The sequence below is a fragment of the Novosphingobium sp. BL-A-28-Hi1-0D genome, assembly GCF_055521755.1.
In genome coordinates, this window is the sequence record NZ_CM145502.1 from 343,281 (window position 1) to 359,369 (window position 16,089).

Below are 16,089 nucleotides of genomic sequence, written 5' to 3' on the forward strand. Positions count from 1 at the left end.
GACTTAGCCCTCCTGACCTTCGGTGGCTTCGACAGCCGCGACGGTTTCCGCCGGGGTGTCGGCAGCTGCCGAGTCATTGCTGTTGGCGGCCTGCTTGAGGCCGGCGGGATAGGGCGCTTCAGCGTGACGCGAGACCTTCACGGCGTCGCGCACGAGGAGCCATGCGTTCTTCGAACCGGGCACCGAGCCCTTCACGAAGATCAGGCCACGCTCGTCGTCGGTGCGGACGACTTCGAGGTTCTGCTGCGTGCGCTGACGGTCGCCCATGTGGCCGGCCATCTTCTTGTTCTTGAAAACGCGACCCGGATCCTGGCGGTTACCCGTCGAACCGTGAGCACGGTGCGAGATCGAGACACCGTGGGTGGCGCGCATACCGCCGAAGCCCCAGCGCTTCATAGCGCCCTGGAAGCCCTTGCCCTGGGTGTTGCCGGTGATGTCGACATACTGGCCGGGGACGAAGTGCGAAGCGGCGATGGTCGAGCCGACATCGAGCAGCGCGTCTTCTGCAACGCGGAACTCGGCGACTTCCATCTTCAGCGGAACTTCTGCCTTGGCAAAATGCTCGCGCTGCGGCTTGGCAACGTTCTTCTGCTTGGCTTGGCCAGCACCGAGCTGAACCGCGACGTAACCGTCACGGTCTTCAGTGCGAACCGAAACCACCTGGCAATTTTCTAGCGACAGGACAGTGACCGGCACGTGCCGACCATCTTCCTGGAAAAGGCGGGTCATCCCCACCTTCTTCGCGATCACGCCGGTGCGCATGATCCATACTCCATAACAGAGGCATGCCGGGCCCATCCCGACATGCGTGTTCAGCCCGTATGTGAAGCGCGCCCCCGACCGGGCTGAGTGCCCCTGCCTTGGCAGAAGCAATCGGGGGACGCTTGCCCGGCTGTGCCCGTAAGGGCGGCGCCGGAGGTATCCCATTGTCAACGAGGCTTTTGTTACCCCGGAAACTCTGGCCCTTCACCGAAATGAAGGCTTGGCCGAACAAGTCCGACCAGAAATTCTGGGTCGTTGCGGACGACCCGACCGGAGCTGGCGACTGCTTTCGCAGGCCGCTCGATCAGCGGCCTCAGGCCAGCTTGATCTCGACGTTCACGCCGGCCGCGAGGTCCAGCTTCATCAGCGCGTCGACAGTGGCCGCATTGGGCTGCACGATGTCGAGAAGGCGCTTGTAGGTACGGACCTCGAACTGCTCACGCGACTTCTTGTCGATGTGCGGACCGCGGTTCACGGTGAACTTCTCGATGCGCGTCGGGAGCGGAATGGGACCCCGGATCAGCGCGCCGGTGCGGCGGGCGGTATCTGCAATTTCTCCAGTGGCCTGGTCGAGCACACGATGATCAAAGGCCTTGAGGCGAATGCGGATATTCTGGGCGTCCATGTCCGTTTACCGATGCGAAAGAGCAAAAACAAAAAAGGTCAGTCAACCTGCCCTCTACCCCACCCCATTTCCTGAAGCTCGGGGAGAGCGGGCCGACTGCCTAAAAGCGATCAGTCAGTAAAAAACCGACCGGCGGGAAGAGCGAATCTCCCCGCCGGTGCGCGGCCTATATTACTTCGTGATCGTGCTGACAACCCCCGAACCGACGGTACGGCCGCCTTCGCGAATTGCGAAGCGCAGACCCGGATCCATCGCGATCGGAGCGATCAGCTTGACAGCCAGAGTGACGTTGTCGCCCGGCATGACCATCTCGGTGCCCTCGGGAAGGATCACTTCGCCGGTCACGTCGGTGGTGCGGAAGTAGAACTGCGGGCGGTAGTTGGCGAAGAACGGCGTGTGACGGCCACCTTCGTCCTTCGACAGCACGTAGACCTCAGCCGAGAACTCGGTGTGCGGCTTGACCGAACCGGGCTTGCAGAGAACCTGGCCACGCTCGACTTCTTCACGCTTGATGCCACGGATCAGCGCGCCGACGTTGTCGCCGGCTTCACCCTGATCGAGCAGCTTGCGGAACATTTCGACGCCGGTCACGGTCGTCTTCATGGTGTCCTTCAGACCCACGATTTCGACTTCTTCGCCAACCTTGACGATACCGGTTTCGATACGGCCGGTCACCACGGTGCCACGACCCGAGATCGAGAACACGTCTTCGACCGGCATCAGGAACGGCTTGTCGGTCGGACGCGGCGGCTGCGGGATGTAGCTGTCGACCGCTTCCATCAGCGCGTTGATCGAGTCGCGACCGATGTTGTCGTCACGGCCTTCGAGAGCGGCCAGAGCCGAACCCTTGACGATCGGAATATCGTCGCCCGGGAAGTCGTACGACGACAGCAGTTCGCGAACTTCGAGTTCGACGAGCTCGAGGATTTCCTCGTCGTCAACCTGGTCGACCTTGTTCATGTACACGACCAGAGCAGGCACGCCGACCTGGCGGGCGAGCAGGATGTGTTCGCGGGTCTGCGGCATCGGGCCGTCAGCAGCGTTCACGACCAGGATCGCGCCGTCCATCTGGGCAGCACCGGTGATCATGTTCTTCACGTAGTCAGCGTGACCCGGGCAGTCGACGTGCGCGTAGTGACGGTTGGCGGTTTCGTACTCGACGTGTGCGGTCGAGATGGTGATGCCGCGCTCGCGCTCTTCGGGAGCCTTGTCGATGTTCGCGTAGTCCGTGAACGTCGCGCCACCGGTCTCTGCGAGAACCTTGGTGATTGCGGCGGTCAGCGTGGTCTTGCCGTGGTCGACGTGACCGATGGTGCCGATGTTGCAGTGCGGCTTGGTCCGCTCAAACTTAGCCTTGGCCATTGTTCAAACCTTCTTTTCAATGTGTGCAGATACTGCGGGAAATGGACGGCACCCGCTGAATCGAGCGCCGCCCCTAATGCTATCCGTGCTCTTATGCAAGCTTCGCCTTGAGCTCGGTCGCGACGTTCGCCGGGACCTCGTCGTAGTGGTCGAAGAACATCGAGTAGTTTGCACGGCCCTGGGTGAACGAGCGGAGCTGGTTCACGTAGCCGAACATGTTTGCCAGAGGCACCATTGCCACGACGGCCTGGGCATTGCCGCGGCTGTCGGTGCCCTGGATCTGGCCACGACGGGAGTTGATGTCGCCGATCACGTCGCCGAGATATTCGTCCGGCGTGATCACTTCGACCTTCATGATCGGCTCGAGCAGCTTGATGCCGGCCTTCTGGGCGGCTTCGCGCATGGCACCGCGGGCGCAGATTTCGAAGGCCAGGGCCGACGAGTCGACGTCGTGGTACGCACCGTCATAAAGCAGGACTTCGAAGTCGATGATCGGGAAGCCGATCAGCGAGCCCGTCAGCGCGGTTTCGCGGAAGCCCTTTTCGATCGCGGGGATGTATTCCTTCGGAATGTTACCGCCCTTGATTTCGTCCTTGAAGACGAAGCCCGAACCACGCTCGCCCGGCGTGACCTTGACCTTGACGCGGCCGAACTGGCCGGTGCCGCCCGACTGCTTCTTGTGGGTGTGGTCAAGATCGATCGGCTTGGCGAGGTATTCGCGGTAGGCCACCTGCGGCGCACCGACGTTCGCCTCGACCTTGAACTCGCGCTTCATGCGGTCGACAAGGATTTCGAGGTGAAGTTCGCCCATGCCCTTGATGATCGTCTGGCCCGATTCGTGGTCGGTCGAAACGCGGAACGAAGGGTCCTCGGCCGAGAGACGGTTGAGCGCGATGCCCATCTTCTCCTGGTCGGCCTTGGTCTTGGGTTCCACCGACAGTTCGATGACCGGCTCGGGGAATTCCATGCGCTCGAGGATGATCGGGTGCTTTTCCGAGCACAGGGTGTCGCCCGTGGTCGTCTCCTTCAGACCCGCGATGGCAACGATGTCGCCGGCATAGGCTGCATCGATGTCTTCACGGTTGTTGGAGTGCATCAGCAGCATGCGGCCGACCTTCTCCTTCTTGTCCTTCACCGAGTTCAGGTACGTGCCCTTGGTCAGCGTGCCCGAGTAGATGCGGGTGAAGGTCAGCGAGCCGACGAACGGGTCGTTCATGATCTTGAACGCCAGCGCCGAGAACGGTGCATCGTCAGCGGTCGGACGGCTGTCCGGCTCGTCCGTGTCGGGGTTGATACCCTGCACGTCTTCGATGTCGATCGGCGAAGGCAGGTAGTCCACCACTGCGTCGAGCAGGCACTGGACGCCCTTGTTCTTGAACGCCGAACCGCACAGCACCGGCACGAAGGCCTGGCCGAGCGTACCCTTGCGGATAAGCGCCTTCAGCGTCGCCACGTCAGGCTCGTTGCCTTCAAGATACGCTTCCATCGCCTCGTCGTCCTGCTCGACGGCGAGTTCGATGAGGTTGTTGCGATACTCGGCGGCTTCGTCAGCCATGTCGGCCGGGATCTCTTCGTAGAAGAACTCGGCGCCGAGCGATTCATCCTTCCAGATGATCGCACGCTGTTCGACGAGGTCGACGAGGCCCTTGAAATCGCTCTCGGCACCGATCGGCAGATACAGCACCGCCGGCTTCGCGCCGAGGCGGTCGATGATCGTCTGCACGCAGTACTTGAAGTTCGCGCCGGTGCGGTCGAGCTTGTTGATGAAGCACATGCGGGGGACGTTGTACTTGTCGGCCTGGCGCCAGACGGTTTCCGACTGGGGTTCGACGCCGGCGACGCCGTCGAAGGCGGCGACAGCGCCGTCCAACACGCGCAAGCTACGCTCGACTTCGATGGTGAAGTCGACGTGGCCGGGGGTGTCGATGATGTTCAGGCGGTGGTCGTTCCAGAAGCAGGTCGTGGCGGCCGACGTGATCGTGATGCCGCGCTCCTGCTCCTGCTCCATCCAGTCCATCGTGGCGGCGCCGTCATGGACTTCGCCGATTTTGTAGGACTTGCCGGTGTAGTAGAGGATGCGCTCGGTCGTCGTCGTCTTGCCGGCGTCGATGTGCGCCATGATGCCGAAATTGCGATAGCGCTCGAGCGGATGGCTGCGTGCCATGGTGCTATTCCTTGGGAGTATGGGGGGACCGGACAGGTCCCGCCCATATGGTTACCATTGTGACCGTTTAAAGACGGCCGCAAATACCGCCAGTGATTACCAGCGGTAGTGGCTGAACGCGCGGTTGGCGTCGGCCATGCGGTGGGTGTCTTCACGCTTCTTGACGGCGTTGCCACGGTTGTTGGCAGCATCGAGCAGCTCGGCCGAGAGGCGCGCGGCCATCGTCGTTTCCGAACGGTTGCGCGCAGCCGTGATCAGCCAGCGGATGGCGAGCGCCTGGGCACGCTCGGGGCGAACCTCGACCGGGACCTGATAGGTCGCACCACCGACGCGGCGCGAGCGCACTTCGATCTGCGGACGGACGTTGTTCAGCGCATCGTGGAACAGCTGGACCGGGTCCGCCTTCGCACGCGTCTGCATGGTTTCGAGAGCGCCATAGACGATGCTTTCGGCAACCGACTTCTTGCCATCGAGCATGAGGTTGTTCATGAACTTCGACAGAACCTGATCACCGAACTTCGGGTCGGGCAGGATGACCCGCTTTTCCGGACGACGACGACGTGACATACTCTATACTCCTTCGGAGTGCGGTGGCCCCATCCGGGTCCACCTTGCGGCTCCGGCCCGCTCCCCCTCCCGGCCACCCAGATGCTACCTTCGCAAAGGTAGCCGGGAGGGGGAGCGGGCCGCAGCCGGGCCTCGCTAAACCTTACTTCGGACGCTTGGCGCCGTACTTCGAGCGGGACTGCTTGCGGTCCTTGACGCCCTGCGTATCGAGCACGCCGCGCAGGACGTGGTAGCGAACGCCGGGAAGGTCGCGAACGCGGCCGCCGCGGATGAGCACGACCGAGTGCTCCTGCAGGTTGTGGCCTTCACCCGGAATGTACGAAATGACTTCGCGGCTGTTGGTCAGGCGGATCTTGGCGACCTTGCGGAGAGCCGAGTTCGGCTTCTTCGGGGTGGTCGTGTAGACGCGGGTGCAGACGCCGCGCTTCTGCGGGTTCTGCTCCATCGCAGGGACCTTGGACTTGGCCTTCTGCGGTTCGCGGCCCTTGCGGACCAGCTGATTGATTGTGGGCATGTGAAAACTTCACCTGTAGTTCTGGCGCTTCGGCAGAAGGTGAAGGATGCGGATTCCGCAAATGCGCAAACCGGAAAGGTTGGCCGAGCCTAAGCCCTTGGGCCACTCCCCCAAACGCAATCACGAACCGAAACGCTCCACCCGCAACTTTCGTCACCGGGTTACTTTGACGGATTACCTGGGAGCCCCAGACGCACCGGCAATGTTCAGCTCAAGCCACGGACACGGCGAGGCCGCACCTGTGGAAGGACGCGCCCTTAGGCGGGTTTGGGGGTGGGGTCAAGGGTGTTGAGAGTGTTGATCACTGCTCTGCATGATCGATTTGAACATGAAAACGCCTTGAAGCAGTTAGATAAAATAAGTATTTTCATGAACGCAATGGCATTGCCTGATTACATGCCTTTTAAAGCGCCGAGAGGGATAAGTGTTATGCCAATTAAACTTACGGCGCCGACTTGCGAAGTCTGCGAGACGGAAATCCCTTACGACGCGCGCGATTGTATTGGATGCGGAAGGGACGTTGGTTTTCCGAATGTGAGAGCTGCCAATCGGCAAGAGGAAATTGAAGCCCTGCGCGAGCGTATCAGAGTCGCGCAAATCGCGGCTGAAGCTCGGGGGTGCAAGGACGAGTTGGAGAACTTCGGCACTTCGGCCTCTGCTTCGCAAGCTGTGATGGTGCGCAACCTTAGCGCACTCGACAGCCTTGTTTCCCAACAGAATGTCGCCCTGGCGACCTATTACAAAGCCGTTCGCGCAGGATCCCGCTTAGCTGAAGACAACGTTTACGATTCCAATCGCGCACGGATCGACGGAACCATAAACCTGCATGGCGTGCACGAGTCTATCCATTGCGCGGCCTTATCGCTCAATGGTCGTGGAGTAAGTTGGTATGGCGATTACTCCGTAACCCTTCGAGAGCAGATGATAGCCGCAAGGACCAGCGTGTTTGAAGAAAATCCCTTTTCCTTCCTTGAAAAGTACCCCGTGCCACCCACAGGTAGTGTTCCCCCAGGCCATCGAGCGTCGTGGCCCAGGCGAGGCGAACTCGCTATGGCAAAACTTCACCCTAGGATCGCGCCCGGAATGACGGCCGACGCGTTTCCAAGTGTGTTGGTCGAGCAAGGGGTGAAATCTTCAGATAGTGACTTTATTGAAGTCCATATATATGGCGCTATGCATCCGCGGGCTATCGAGCGCGTGGTGGCCATTCCGCCAACGAAGCGCGCGGACAAGGTTATCTGGAGTCGCGTGAAAAAGTCGCTGCATGCGCTCGGCGCAATTGTGGAAGAGGACTAAGTGCAGGTTCTGACATCTGGCCAAGCAGGACTCCTAGCGATTCAAACTGCCACAGGCTTCACCATTGAACGCGTTGACACCGGCCAACGGTTTCATGCGGGGTCGCGGGAGCTCGCTTACTATTTTGCAGGCTGCAACGATGTGAATGCATTCGTTGCAAAAAACGAAAATGAAGCACGTCATAGGGCAGAGTTAGCTTGGTCTGCCGACCGGGCGGTGAGGCTATTTGCAATCCTTTTGGATCCCAGCGAGGATTCCGGCGAACTTGTGGATGTTGCTGAGGCGCTAGACGAACTAATTTTCGACCCTGATGTGGGGATTCTCGCGGAGTATCAGCTTTTTTCCGCCCCACTTCCCGCAGCCATCGATGCCCAAGCGATAAAAAACGCAATTGGGGATTCACCGCTCTCGACGGCATTTTTTGAGCGCTTCCTTCGCCTTCAGCCCTTAATTTCTCAAGTTCGATTCGCATTCGACAGTATAGATGACCGATTTTTCGAATCCACTCTCGCTAGAATGAATTTTCTTGAGGCTGCGATAGATAAAGGAAGTTTTCGTGCCCTCGTGCTAGCTGCTGCTGCCGACAAAATAGATACCGCACTTTTCCAGTTATATTCAGACCTACGAGATCTCGACAACAATAGAGAAGTTATCAAGCAGTGGACTAGCTCTTTCTCTCGGACACGTGAAAATTACACACTTGTGCGAGAGGATGAGGAAAAACGAGATTACAGGGATGTATTGTCGGAAACAGACCGAAGAAAAGCGTACGAACGCGCTCTTCAACAGCAGCTTGCGATCGTAGATCGCATAAGGTCAGCGGACTTCGATACCGCGCGTCGCTTCGCGAGAGACCTGGTGACCGAACAACGGCGATCAAGCGACCCAGAGCATCTCGCAAAGTCTTTGTCCAGTATCAGCCAAAAGGCAAAGCAACTAGACGTAATAGAACTTGCGCTTGAATGGGGACAGCAGGCCGTAGAGGCCAAACCTGACGATGCCCTAGCTCATGCGCAATTCGCAGATCTGCTCATGCGCGTTGGCCGATATATCGAGGCTCAACAGAGCCTAGACCTCGCCCAGACATTCGGACAAGGCAATTTTGCTGCGACTGGTCGCGCTCGAATTTTGCGTTACCAAGGGCATTTTCCAGAAGCCCTACAGGCTTATCGCGAGGCGCAAGAACAGTTTCCGCGTGGCTTTTACAACCTAGCGGGCATAGCCGAATGCCTGAGAGATATGGAAAAGCTGCCTGAGGCTTTGTCAACGTACGATGACGCTTTAGCGCAATACCCATATGAGGCAGCTTTGCACGCAGGCAGAGCCGCCACCTTGGTCGACCTAACCAGATACGAAGAAGCTTTGGAAGGTTACATTACGGCGTGCAACCTGGACGATGACAATGTCGTTCCTCGGAATGGTATTGCCTCCTTGTATCGACGCGCTGGTAACTTCAAAGGGGCTGAGGAAGAGTATAGGGACATAATAACCAAATATCCCTTTAACTCGCATTCAGTTGGCGGATTAGTAGGCGTACTTCGGGAGTCAGGTCGAATTACTGAAGCAATCCAGCTTGCAAGAGATTTTTGCCGAATGACACCTCTGTCGGCAGACAGTCTGTGGATCCTGTCGGATGCACTGATTGACGCACGTGAATTTGACGAAGCCTCTGAAGTGCTGACGTCAGCCCTCAGTAACAACAAGCATGTGGTCGGGATACGTGCTGGCCTTGCTCGTATCGAGAAAGCTAAAGGTAACTACGCAAAGGCACTGGCACTTTACGACGAAGCAGCGCGAGACTTTCCTTCGAATGATTGGATTCAACTTAGGCGTGCCGACATGCTCCGCCGCCTAGGAAACATGACAGAGTCTCGGTTAATTTACGAAAGGTCTTTAGAAAAAAATCCTTACAGTCTCTTCATAAAAAATGGCTTGGCCAGCATTTATATACATAATCAAAGATATAATGATGCCTTAGCCCTGCTAACCACAAATGACCCGAAGAGTGAAGATGAGTGGAGGAACTTCACGCTAAAGGGCATGCTTGATGTTGCCACAGGATTTTCAGAGTATGCAGCGAAGCGCTTCAATTGGGGAATCGAAAATTGCGTGTTTCCAAGAGAGCGGCGATTTCTTCGTGCGGCATTGTCTAAGCTGCAGTTACAAAAGGGTCACACCGATGCTGCAATTAAAACTTCGAGTGAGTGCCTCGGTGACGTGACGGAGCTCTTTCGTTTCCATGCAATGGCGAGTTCCCAAGACAAAGGTCCTGCTCTGAAGCTATATCAGCATCTACTGAAGTCATATCTGCCTGAGCCTTATCACGAACTGAGAGATGAAATAGCTTCTAACTATAATGTCATTGACTTTCAGGCACGCCGGGATCTTAACTGGGTTTCTGCTCGCGAGAGAGATGTCCTTTTACTTGAGGCAGCATAGGTCGATTTTTGAGAAGGCTAAGTCGCGGGTGCGCGAGGGTTTTGACCCTCGTGTTTTTCCTTTCCTTCTGACCCTTTGCAAGTTTTCGCTTTCCTACATTTAACCGTATGGGTTAATTGCGCCCTTCGACAGGCTCAGGATGAGCGGTGGGGTGAGGCGGGATGGTCCTTCGACGAGCTCAGGATGAGCGGGGTGAATCGCTTGACGGCGGATGCCCCTCCACCACCTTCCTTCGACAGGCTCAGGATGAGCGGAGTGAATCGCTGAACGGCGGGTGCCCCTCCACCACCTTCCTTCGACAGGCTCAGGATGAGCGGAGTGAATCGCTGAACGGCGGGTGCCCCTCCACCACCTTCGGTGGTCCCCCTCCCCTCCCGGCCTGCGCCGGGACAGGCGGGGAGGAAAAGCGGACTTCTCGGGTTCGGCGGGTGGATGTGGTGGAGGAGTCGGCGCTCGAGTTTGTGCCGTTTGTGCATGTGGCGCCTCGGCGCAATTCGATCACGCCGGACAAGCAGCGGCGGTTTATTGCTACGCTGGCGGCTACGGGGATCGTGAGTCAGGCGGCGCTGAGCATCGGGGCTTCGGTGGAGGCGTTGTACAAGTTGCGGCATCGGGTGGGCGCGGAGGACTTTGCGCGGGCGTGGGATGCGGCGGTGGAGCGGGGGTATTCGCGGCTCGAGGATTGCGCGCTGGAGCGGGCGATTGCGGGGGAGGAGCGGCCGGTGGTCTCGCGCGGGAAGGTCGTGGCGACGTGGACGCATCACAATACCGGGCTGCTGATGTTCCTGCTGCGCGCGCGGCGGCCAGAGAAGTATGGCGCGGTGCGGGTGGGCGACCTGCGGCCGGGGCATCCGGTCTATGACGCGCTGAAAGTGCAGTGGGAGCGCGAGCGGGCGGCGGCGGATGTGGTGGAGGCCGAGGCAGTGCGGCGGTCCCTGCACGGGCGGTTGCTGGAGATGCGGGAGCGGGTGCTGGCGCTGCGGGAGGATGAGGCCCTTCGACAGGCTCAGGGAGAGCGGGGTTTTGAAGAGGCGGAAACGGAGCCAGCGGAGGGGGCGCCAGGGGAAGCGGGCGGGCTCTGCTGACTCCGTTCGCTCGGGGCCGGCCGGTGTGGCCGGCCCGGGGGTGTCGGTTTTGTCAGGCAGGCTCGGCGGCGTCCTCGTCGGCGGCGGGTTCCGGGACCGGGTCGGCCAGTTCCTCGGCGATGGCGAGGGCGCGCTTGCACAAGGTGGCGAGCGTGGCGTCCATCGCGGCAAGGCCGGTGGTGCTGAGGCAGACGAAGGTGCGGCGGCCATCGCGGCCATCGTCCTCGCGCTCGACCATGCCGCGCGCCTCGAGGATGCGCAGCCAGCGCAGCGCCGTGGTCGGCGGTACGTGGGCGCCGATGCAGGCGCTGGTGGTCGGCACGCGGCGGCCTTCGCGCGCGGCGACGTAGAGATCGAGCAGGATGTCCCAGGTCGGCTCGCCGAACAGCTCGGCGGGGAGGTAGCGGTGGCGGCGGCGGCGGCTGGCGTAGAGCTCGCGCGCCAAGGCGGTGTGGCGCTGGATCGTCGCCTCGTCGAGCGCGGGGCGGATCGTGGCGGGGACGACGAGGCGCAGGCCGTTGCGGCGGCCGGTGGACGGCGGCGTGGCGGTGGCGGTGGCGCGCGTGGAACGGACAGTCATATGGGGCTCCTGAACTGGAGGAGATATGTCGCCTGGTGGCGTGATGACGCCGGGGCAGTGCCCGATCAGGCGGGTTGCAGGGCAGGACGCCAGGCGTGGTACGGGCCGATGTGCCGCTTGCGCCTGAGGTGGGCGCGGGTCCCTGCGAAGAGCGCCGCGGTCTGGATGGCGACGGGCAGCTGCGTCATCGCGAAGTAGCCGTAGCGGACGAGCGAGAGGTCGATCAGCTTGGACGTGTGCGCGAGGACGACGATGATCTGCGCCGAGCAGGCCCAGAGCGGCCAGCCGCGGTTGGCCCTCAGCGCGACCCACAGCATGCCGAGCAGGGCCCAGCCGTCGATCACCAGGTGGCCGGGGTTGAGCGCGAAGAACGCCGGGTCTCCGAACATGGCGTGGTTGATCGCGTCAGCCGTGGCGGTGGCGATGATGATGCCCGAGACGAGCCGCTCGGGCTCCTCGCCCTTGCGCAAGGCAAAGGCGAGGGTGGCGACGATGGCGGCACGGTAGAGCCATATCAGCACCATCGCCTGCGCCCTCCCCCGGGCGGCCGGCGCCTCGGCTTGTCGGGCGCCTTACGCGGCATCGGCCAGTGCGACCGGGCGACCTGCGTCACCGAGCGAGCCAGCAGGCGGGCAATCGTCGATGAACGAGCCCATCTCGCGGCCAACGTCGAGCAGCTTGCCGTGGACGCGGGCGAGTTCGCCGCTGGCATCGAGCACGGCTTTCTGGCTGGCGGCGAGGCGGAGCAGGGCGTCATGGCCGGTGAACGGGCCTGCGGCGGTCTCGCGCCGGGCGCGGACCATGGTGGCAAGCAGGTTGGCCTGGCGGATCAGCGCCTCGTCGAGCGCGGCTTCGGCCTGGTGAAGGTCCCGCGTGATGCGCATGCCGTGGACGGCGACGGCGTTGTCGTTGGAACGCGCGGCGGCTTCGGTCCCGAAGTTCACGGTAACAGTGTTGTCGGTAGCTTTCATCATTACACCCCATCCCGCCGTCTTTGGAACGGCAGACCCCTTTCTCGAGGATGGCGGCGCCCCCGCGCCGACCATCCGGTTCATGGACGGAGATGCGTGGCCGGGCAGAGTGCGATCAGTGATCGAGCATGGTGGACAGCTGCACGAACATGCTCAGCCCTCCCAGCACGATCAGGATCAGGAACACCGTTATGCCGCCAATGTAACCCAGCCGCAGAAAGGTGCCGTTCGGCCCGTCGAACATCTCCGGGAGAACGTGGTGATAGGCGGTTGCGTCCACCTTGCCAGAAGGAGAAGGCTCCCCGGCAAGTGCGGCATGGTCCCTGCTCTCGATCCCTGGTGCATCGTGCACCGGAAATCCGAACCCTGCCGCAGACGTTCCGACATCCACGTCATCCCGGACCGGTGATGCGACGGGAAGCGGGGGGAAACCTATATGGGAATCTTCATATACGGGTTGTTCGTATGTCGCCATCAGGCGCCGATAGGCCTGCGCGACTTCCCCCCGAGTGGCGACGCCGAGCTTGGCGCGGGCGAGCATGATGCGCTGGTCGACCGTGTGCGGCGAGATGCCCAGAAGGCGGGAAATCTCCTTCGAGGTCTTGTGCTCGATCAGCAGGTCGAGAACTTCGCGCTGCTTGGCAGTAAGCTCGACCAGCGGGTTATCGAATACTTCCCCTGTCACGATCATATGTTCGCCGTGTCCCGATCAATCCGCGCCCCACAAAAAGGGTAAACGGCCCCTGTCCCGATCTTGCCCGAAAGCGGCGAAATTTCCAACTCGTCTTTCATAAAGCGTTACCAAATCCTCAGATATTGGTTAACGTCGGTCTAATTCCGCATCGTATCATCTGTGTAGATGGGACTTGCTGTTCATGGGTCGCAAGCTGGTGCACAAGCCATCCGGGGACCGAATCGGTCGGATGACGGGAAATCGCATGGCGAGACGCAACACTGGGCGGGTCGTGGCAATGGGACGTGCCATTCTGGCGCTCGCATTTCTGCTCGCCCTCTGGCTAGATCCCTCGGTTCCTGCACGCGGTGCAACCTACGGCTATGCACTGCTGAGCATCTACACCCTGTGGACGGCCGCACTGATGGTCGTGGCCTGGCGGAGCTGGTGGTTCGACTTCCGTCTGGCGAGCCTCGCCCAAGGCCTCGACATCGCGATGTTTCTTGCAGCGGTCTATTTCACCGAAAGCCGCTTCACCGAGTTCCAGAGCCCGTTCCTGGCTTTTGCCGCGTTCCTGCTGGTTGCCGCGATGGTTCGCTGGAACTGGCGCGCAACCGTGCTCACCGCGATCGTGCTGCTGGGCACCAACCTGATCTTCGGCATCACGCTCTACAAGCTCGGCGTCGACATCGACCTGTTCCGGTTCGTCCGCAGGACGATCTACATGATCCTGCTGTCATCGATGCTGATCTGGCTGAGCATGTCACGCGGCAGCGGGCGCACGATTACCCTGCCGGAACCTTCGGGCATCCCCGGAGAGCGCCGCGATATCGTGTTCGATGAGGCGCTGGCGCTTGTCGCACGTTCGTTCGGCGCCACACATGTGGCCTTTGCCTTTGCCAGCAGCGAGGAGCCCTGGATCGAACTGCGCCGCCTCGACGGATCGACCCTGACGAGGGGCCAGCTTTCGCCCGAGGAATTCGCCGAGGAATTGCTGGCACCGCGCAGCGCAGCGCTGTTCGATTTACAGCGCGGGCGCATATTGACCCATCTGGCGCAGGACCCGACCATCATACGGGCCGAAGACAAGCTGCAATCGCGCCTCGCGCGCACTCTTGGCGCCGACAGCGGTATCATGGTTTCCGTGCAGAGCGTGACGGGCTCAGGCCATCTGGTGGCCTGGGACACCGACGCGCTGAGCTTCGACGACATCGGCCTGATGGGGGCAATCGCGGATGAACTGGGCCGCGCGCTCGACCGTGAGGAAATGGCCCGGCTGGCCCGCAATGCCGCCGAAACCGGCGTGCGGCACGCCGTCGCCCGTGATTTGCACGACAGCGTCGCGCAGTTTCTTGCCGGAACCCTGTTCAGGCTGGAAGCGCTACGCCGCTGGATTCGCGAAGGCAACGATCCCGAAGGCGAAATAGATTCGATCAAGAACGCCCTGCGCCGCGAACAGGGCCAGTTGCGCCTGCTGATCGAACGCCTGCGTCGAGGCCAGGAGAGCGACCGGCGAACCGACATCGCTGAGGAACTGCAAGACCTGCTCACCGAAGCCGGTGCGCACTGGCATATCGAAACCGCCCTGGTCCTGCCCGACCGTGCGCTGCCCGTTTCCGTGCAGCTTTCCCACGAGATAAGACAGCTGGTGCGCGAAGCGGTTGCAAACGCCGCCAAACACGGCAAGTGCCGCAAGGTCACCGTCCGCGTGGATGACGAAGGCGGGCAGATCCGGCTGAGCATCGCCGATGATGGCATGGGTTTTCCGCCGATCGATACCGCACCGAGGCCGCGCTCGATCACCGAGCGGGTGGAGGCTCTCGGCGGCAGTTTCGAATTACACAGCAGCGGCGGCGGTGCCCGTCTTGAAATAGCGCTCAGATCCGGAGAATTCGCATGATCCCCATTCTCGTTGCAGACGATCACGGCTTCATCCGCGCCGGTGTCGAAGCCGTCTTGCGGGGAACGCGTTTTGCAGTGGTAGCCGCCACGGCGAGCGGCGAGGAAACGCTCGACGCGGTCAAGACCCATGATCCGGCAATCGTGCTGCTGGACATCAACATGCCGGGCATGAACGGGGTACAGGCACTTGAAGCCCTGCGCGAACGGGGTGACAAACGCCCGGTGGTCCTGCTGACTGCAGAGATCAATGACCGCCAGCTGCTTTCGGTGATGCGGGCAGGGGTCGAGGGCATCGTGTCCAAGGACGGGGCGGAAGATGGTCTCGTCGAAGTGCTGGAGAAGGTTCACGCCGGCCAGAAGGCGATCGAGCCGACCTTCCTGCAGCGCGCCATCGATCTTTCGCTGCGGCCCGACACGCAAGGCCCTCTCGCCAAGCTCAACCCGCGTGAGCGAAAGATTGCCGGACTGGTTGCCCGCGGCCTGCGCAATCGCGACATCGGTTCGGAACTGGGGATCGGCGAAGGCACGGTGAAGGTCTATCTCCACACGATGTACCAGAAGCTGGGCATCGACAACCGCACCGAACTGGCACTGCTGGCGGTGAACGATCAGGACGCCTGAGGGGGTTTCCTGAGGCCCGAAAAGAAGCGGGGCCCCGGGTCGAGCCCGGGGCGACGGTGAGGTTTTGGGGTTGGGGTTGTGGATGTCTGGGGTGGGGTGGGTGGTAGCAAGAATCGCCACCATAACCGCGCCATTACCGTCACCCCGGGCTTGACCCGGGGTCCCGCTTTCTTTCTCCTTGCGCCATGGATAGGGAAAGGCTCGGCGGTTGGGTCTACATCATGGCCGATCGCTACCGAGGCGCGATGTACGTTGGCGTGACTGCGCACCTTGCGGCGCGCATCCACCAACATCGCGAGGACCGGGGATCGGACTTCTGTGCCCGCTATGGTTTGAAGCGGCTGGTCTGGGCAGAACGCGGTGATCGGATCGAGGACTGCATAGCGCACGAGAAGCGCGTGAAGCGCTGGCGCAGAGCGTTCAAGTTCGACCTGATCGAGCGCGGCAATCCTGACTGGCTGGATCTTTACGACGCGATCCTTGGATAGCTTGCGCGAAGAGAAAGCGGGACCCCGGGTCAAGCCCGGG

16 protein-coding genes are annotated in these 16,089 nt (G+C 61.1%); 6 read left to right on the forward strand and 10 right to left on the reverse strand.

The genetic code is table 11. From position 1 onward, the window contains the following. Positions 1-3: 3 nt before the first annotated feature. The 6 genes from rplC to rpsL all read right to left on the reverse strand — a co-directional run bounded on the left by rplC (position 4) and on the right by rpsL (position 5,994). Positions 4-762 (reverse strand): 50S ribosomal protein L3, encoded by a 759-nt coding sequence (gene rplC, locus ACZ1JW_RS01730; protein WP_465141728.1) that lies wholly within the window; start codon positions 760-762, stop codon positions 4-6. A 313-nt stretch (positions 763-1,075) separates the two neighbouring features. Next, positions 1,076-1,387 carry a 30S ribosomal protein S10 gene (gene rpsJ, locus ACZ1JW_RS01735; protein ID WP_039334374.1) on the reverse strand — a complete coding sequence of 104 codons (312 nt, stop codon included), beginning with the start codon at positions 1,385-1,387 and terminating at the stop codon, positions 1,076-1,078. 171 nt (positions 1,388-1,558) lie between these two features. Beyond that, the gene (gene tuf, locus ACZ1JW_RS01740; protein ID WP_144902039.1) at positions 1,559-2,749 is read right to left on the reverse strand and encodes an elongation factor Tu; all 1,191 of its coding nucleotides are present in this window, start codon (positions 2,747-2,749) and stop codon (positions 1,559-1,561) included. 91 nt (positions 2,750-2,840) lie between these two features. After that, on the reverse strand, positions 2,841-4,913 hold the full coding sequence (fusA, locus tag ACZ1JW_RS01745) for an elongation factor G (RefSeq protein WP_465125165.1): 2,073 nt from the start codon (positions 4,911-4,913) through the stop codon (positions 2,841-2,843). A 96-nt stretch (positions 4,914-5,009) separates the two neighbouring features. Then, positions 5,010-5,480 carry a 30S ribosomal protein S7 gene (gene rpsG / locus ACZ1JW_RS01750; RefSeq protein ID WP_039334380.1) on the reverse strand — a complete coding sequence of 157 codons (471 nt, stop codon included), beginning with the start codon at positions 5,478-5,480 and terminating at the stop codon, positions 5,010-5,012. 142 nt (positions 5,481-5,622) lie between these two features. Next, a complete protein-coding gene (gene rpsL, locus ACZ1JW_RS01755) occupies positions 5,623-5,994 on the reverse strand; it encodes a 30S ribosomal protein S12 (protein ID WP_011444902.1) in 372 nt (123 codons plus the stop codon). A 297-nt stretch (positions 5,995-6,291) separates the two neighbouring features. Here rpsL and ACZ1JW_RS01760 point away from each other — a divergent pair, with 297 nt between their 5' ends. The 3 genes from ACZ1JW_RS01760 to ACZ1JW_RS01770 all read left to right on the forward strand — a co-directional run bounded on the left by ACZ1JW_RS01760 (position 6,292) and on the right by ACZ1JW_RS01770 (position 10,814). Next, entirely contained in the window at positions 6,292-7,290 is a 999-nt protein-coding gene (locus tag ACZ1JW_RS01760) for a hypothetical protein (RefSeq protein WP_465141729.1), read from the forward strand. Continuing rightward, complete coding sequence (locus tag ACZ1JW_RS01765) at positions 7,291-9,729, forward strand: tetratricopeptide repeat protein (RefSeq protein WP_465141730.1); 2,439 nt, start codon at positions 7,291-7,293, stop codon at positions 9,727-9,729. Positions 9,730-10,157: 428 nt separating this feature from the next. Then, positions 10,158-10,814 (forward strand): hypothetical protein, encoded by a 657-nt coding sequence (locus ACZ1JW_RS01770; RefSeq protein ID WP_465141731.1) that lies wholly within the window; start codon positions 10,158-10,160, stop codon positions 10,812-10,814. Positions 10,815-10,866: 52 nt separating this feature from the next. Here the strand turns inward: ACZ1JW_RS01770 and ACZ1JW_RS01775 are convergent, their stop codons facing one another. The 4 genes from ACZ1JW_RS01775 to ACZ1JW_RS01790 all read right to left on the reverse strand — a co-directional run bounded on the left by ACZ1JW_RS01775 (position 10,867) and on the right by ACZ1JW_RS01790 (position 13,056). Then, on the reverse strand, positions 10,867-11,394 hold the full coding sequence (locus tag ACZ1JW_RS01775; protein ID WP_465125161.1) for a MarR family transcriptional regulator: 528 nt from the start codon (positions 11,392-11,394) through the stop codon (positions 10,867-10,869). Positions 11,395-11,459: 65 nt separating this feature from the next. Further along, complete coding sequence (locus ACZ1JW_RS01780) at positions 11,460-11,918, reverse strand: hypothetical protein (RefSeq protein WP_465141732.1); 459 nt, start codon at positions 11,916-11,918, stop codon at positions 11,460-11,462. Positions 11,919-11,966: 48 nt separating this feature from the next. Further along, entirely contained in the window at positions 11,967-12,368 is a 402-nt protein-coding gene (locus ACZ1JW_RS01785; protein ID WP_465125159.1) for a hypothetical protein, read from the reverse strand. 112 nt (positions 12,369-12,480) lie between these two features. Beyond that, the gene (locus ACZ1JW_RS01790) at positions 12,481-13,056 is read right to left on the reverse strand and encodes a helix-turn-helix transcriptional regulator (RefSeq protein ID WP_465141733.1); all 576 of its coding nucleotides are present in this window, start codon (positions 13,054-13,056) and stop codon (positions 12,481-12,483) included. A 247-nt stretch (positions 13,057-13,303) separates the two neighbouring features. Between ACZ1JW_RS01790 and ACZ1JW_RS01795 the strand changes: the two genes are divergently transcribed. The 3 genes from ACZ1JW_RS01795 (at position 13,304) to ACZ1JW_RS01805 (ending at position 16,049) form a co-directional block, all read left to right on the forward strand. After that, positions 13,304-14,938 (forward strand): sensor histidine kinase, encoded by a 1,635-nt coding sequence (locus tag ACZ1JW_RS01795; protein ID WP_465141734.1) that lies wholly within the window; start codon positions 13,304-13,306, stop codon positions 14,936-14,938. Continuing rightward, the gene (locus ACZ1JW_RS01800; RefSeq protein WP_465125156.1) at positions 14,935-15,561 is read left to right on the forward strand and encodes a response regulator; all 627 of its coding nucleotides are present in this window, start codon (positions 14,935-14,937) and stop codon (positions 15,559-15,561) included. The genes ACZ1JW_RS01795 and ACZ1JW_RS01800 overlap by 4 nt, the downstream gene beginning before the upstream one ends. A 185-nt stretch (positions 15,562-15,746) precedes the next feature. After that, positions 15,747-16,049, forward strand: a complete 303-nt coding sequence (locus tag ACZ1JW_RS01805; protein WP_465141735.1) for a GIY-YIG nuclease family protein — start codon at positions 15,747-15,749, stop codon at positions 16,047-16,049. Positions 16,050-16,089 lie beyond the last annotated feature (40 nt).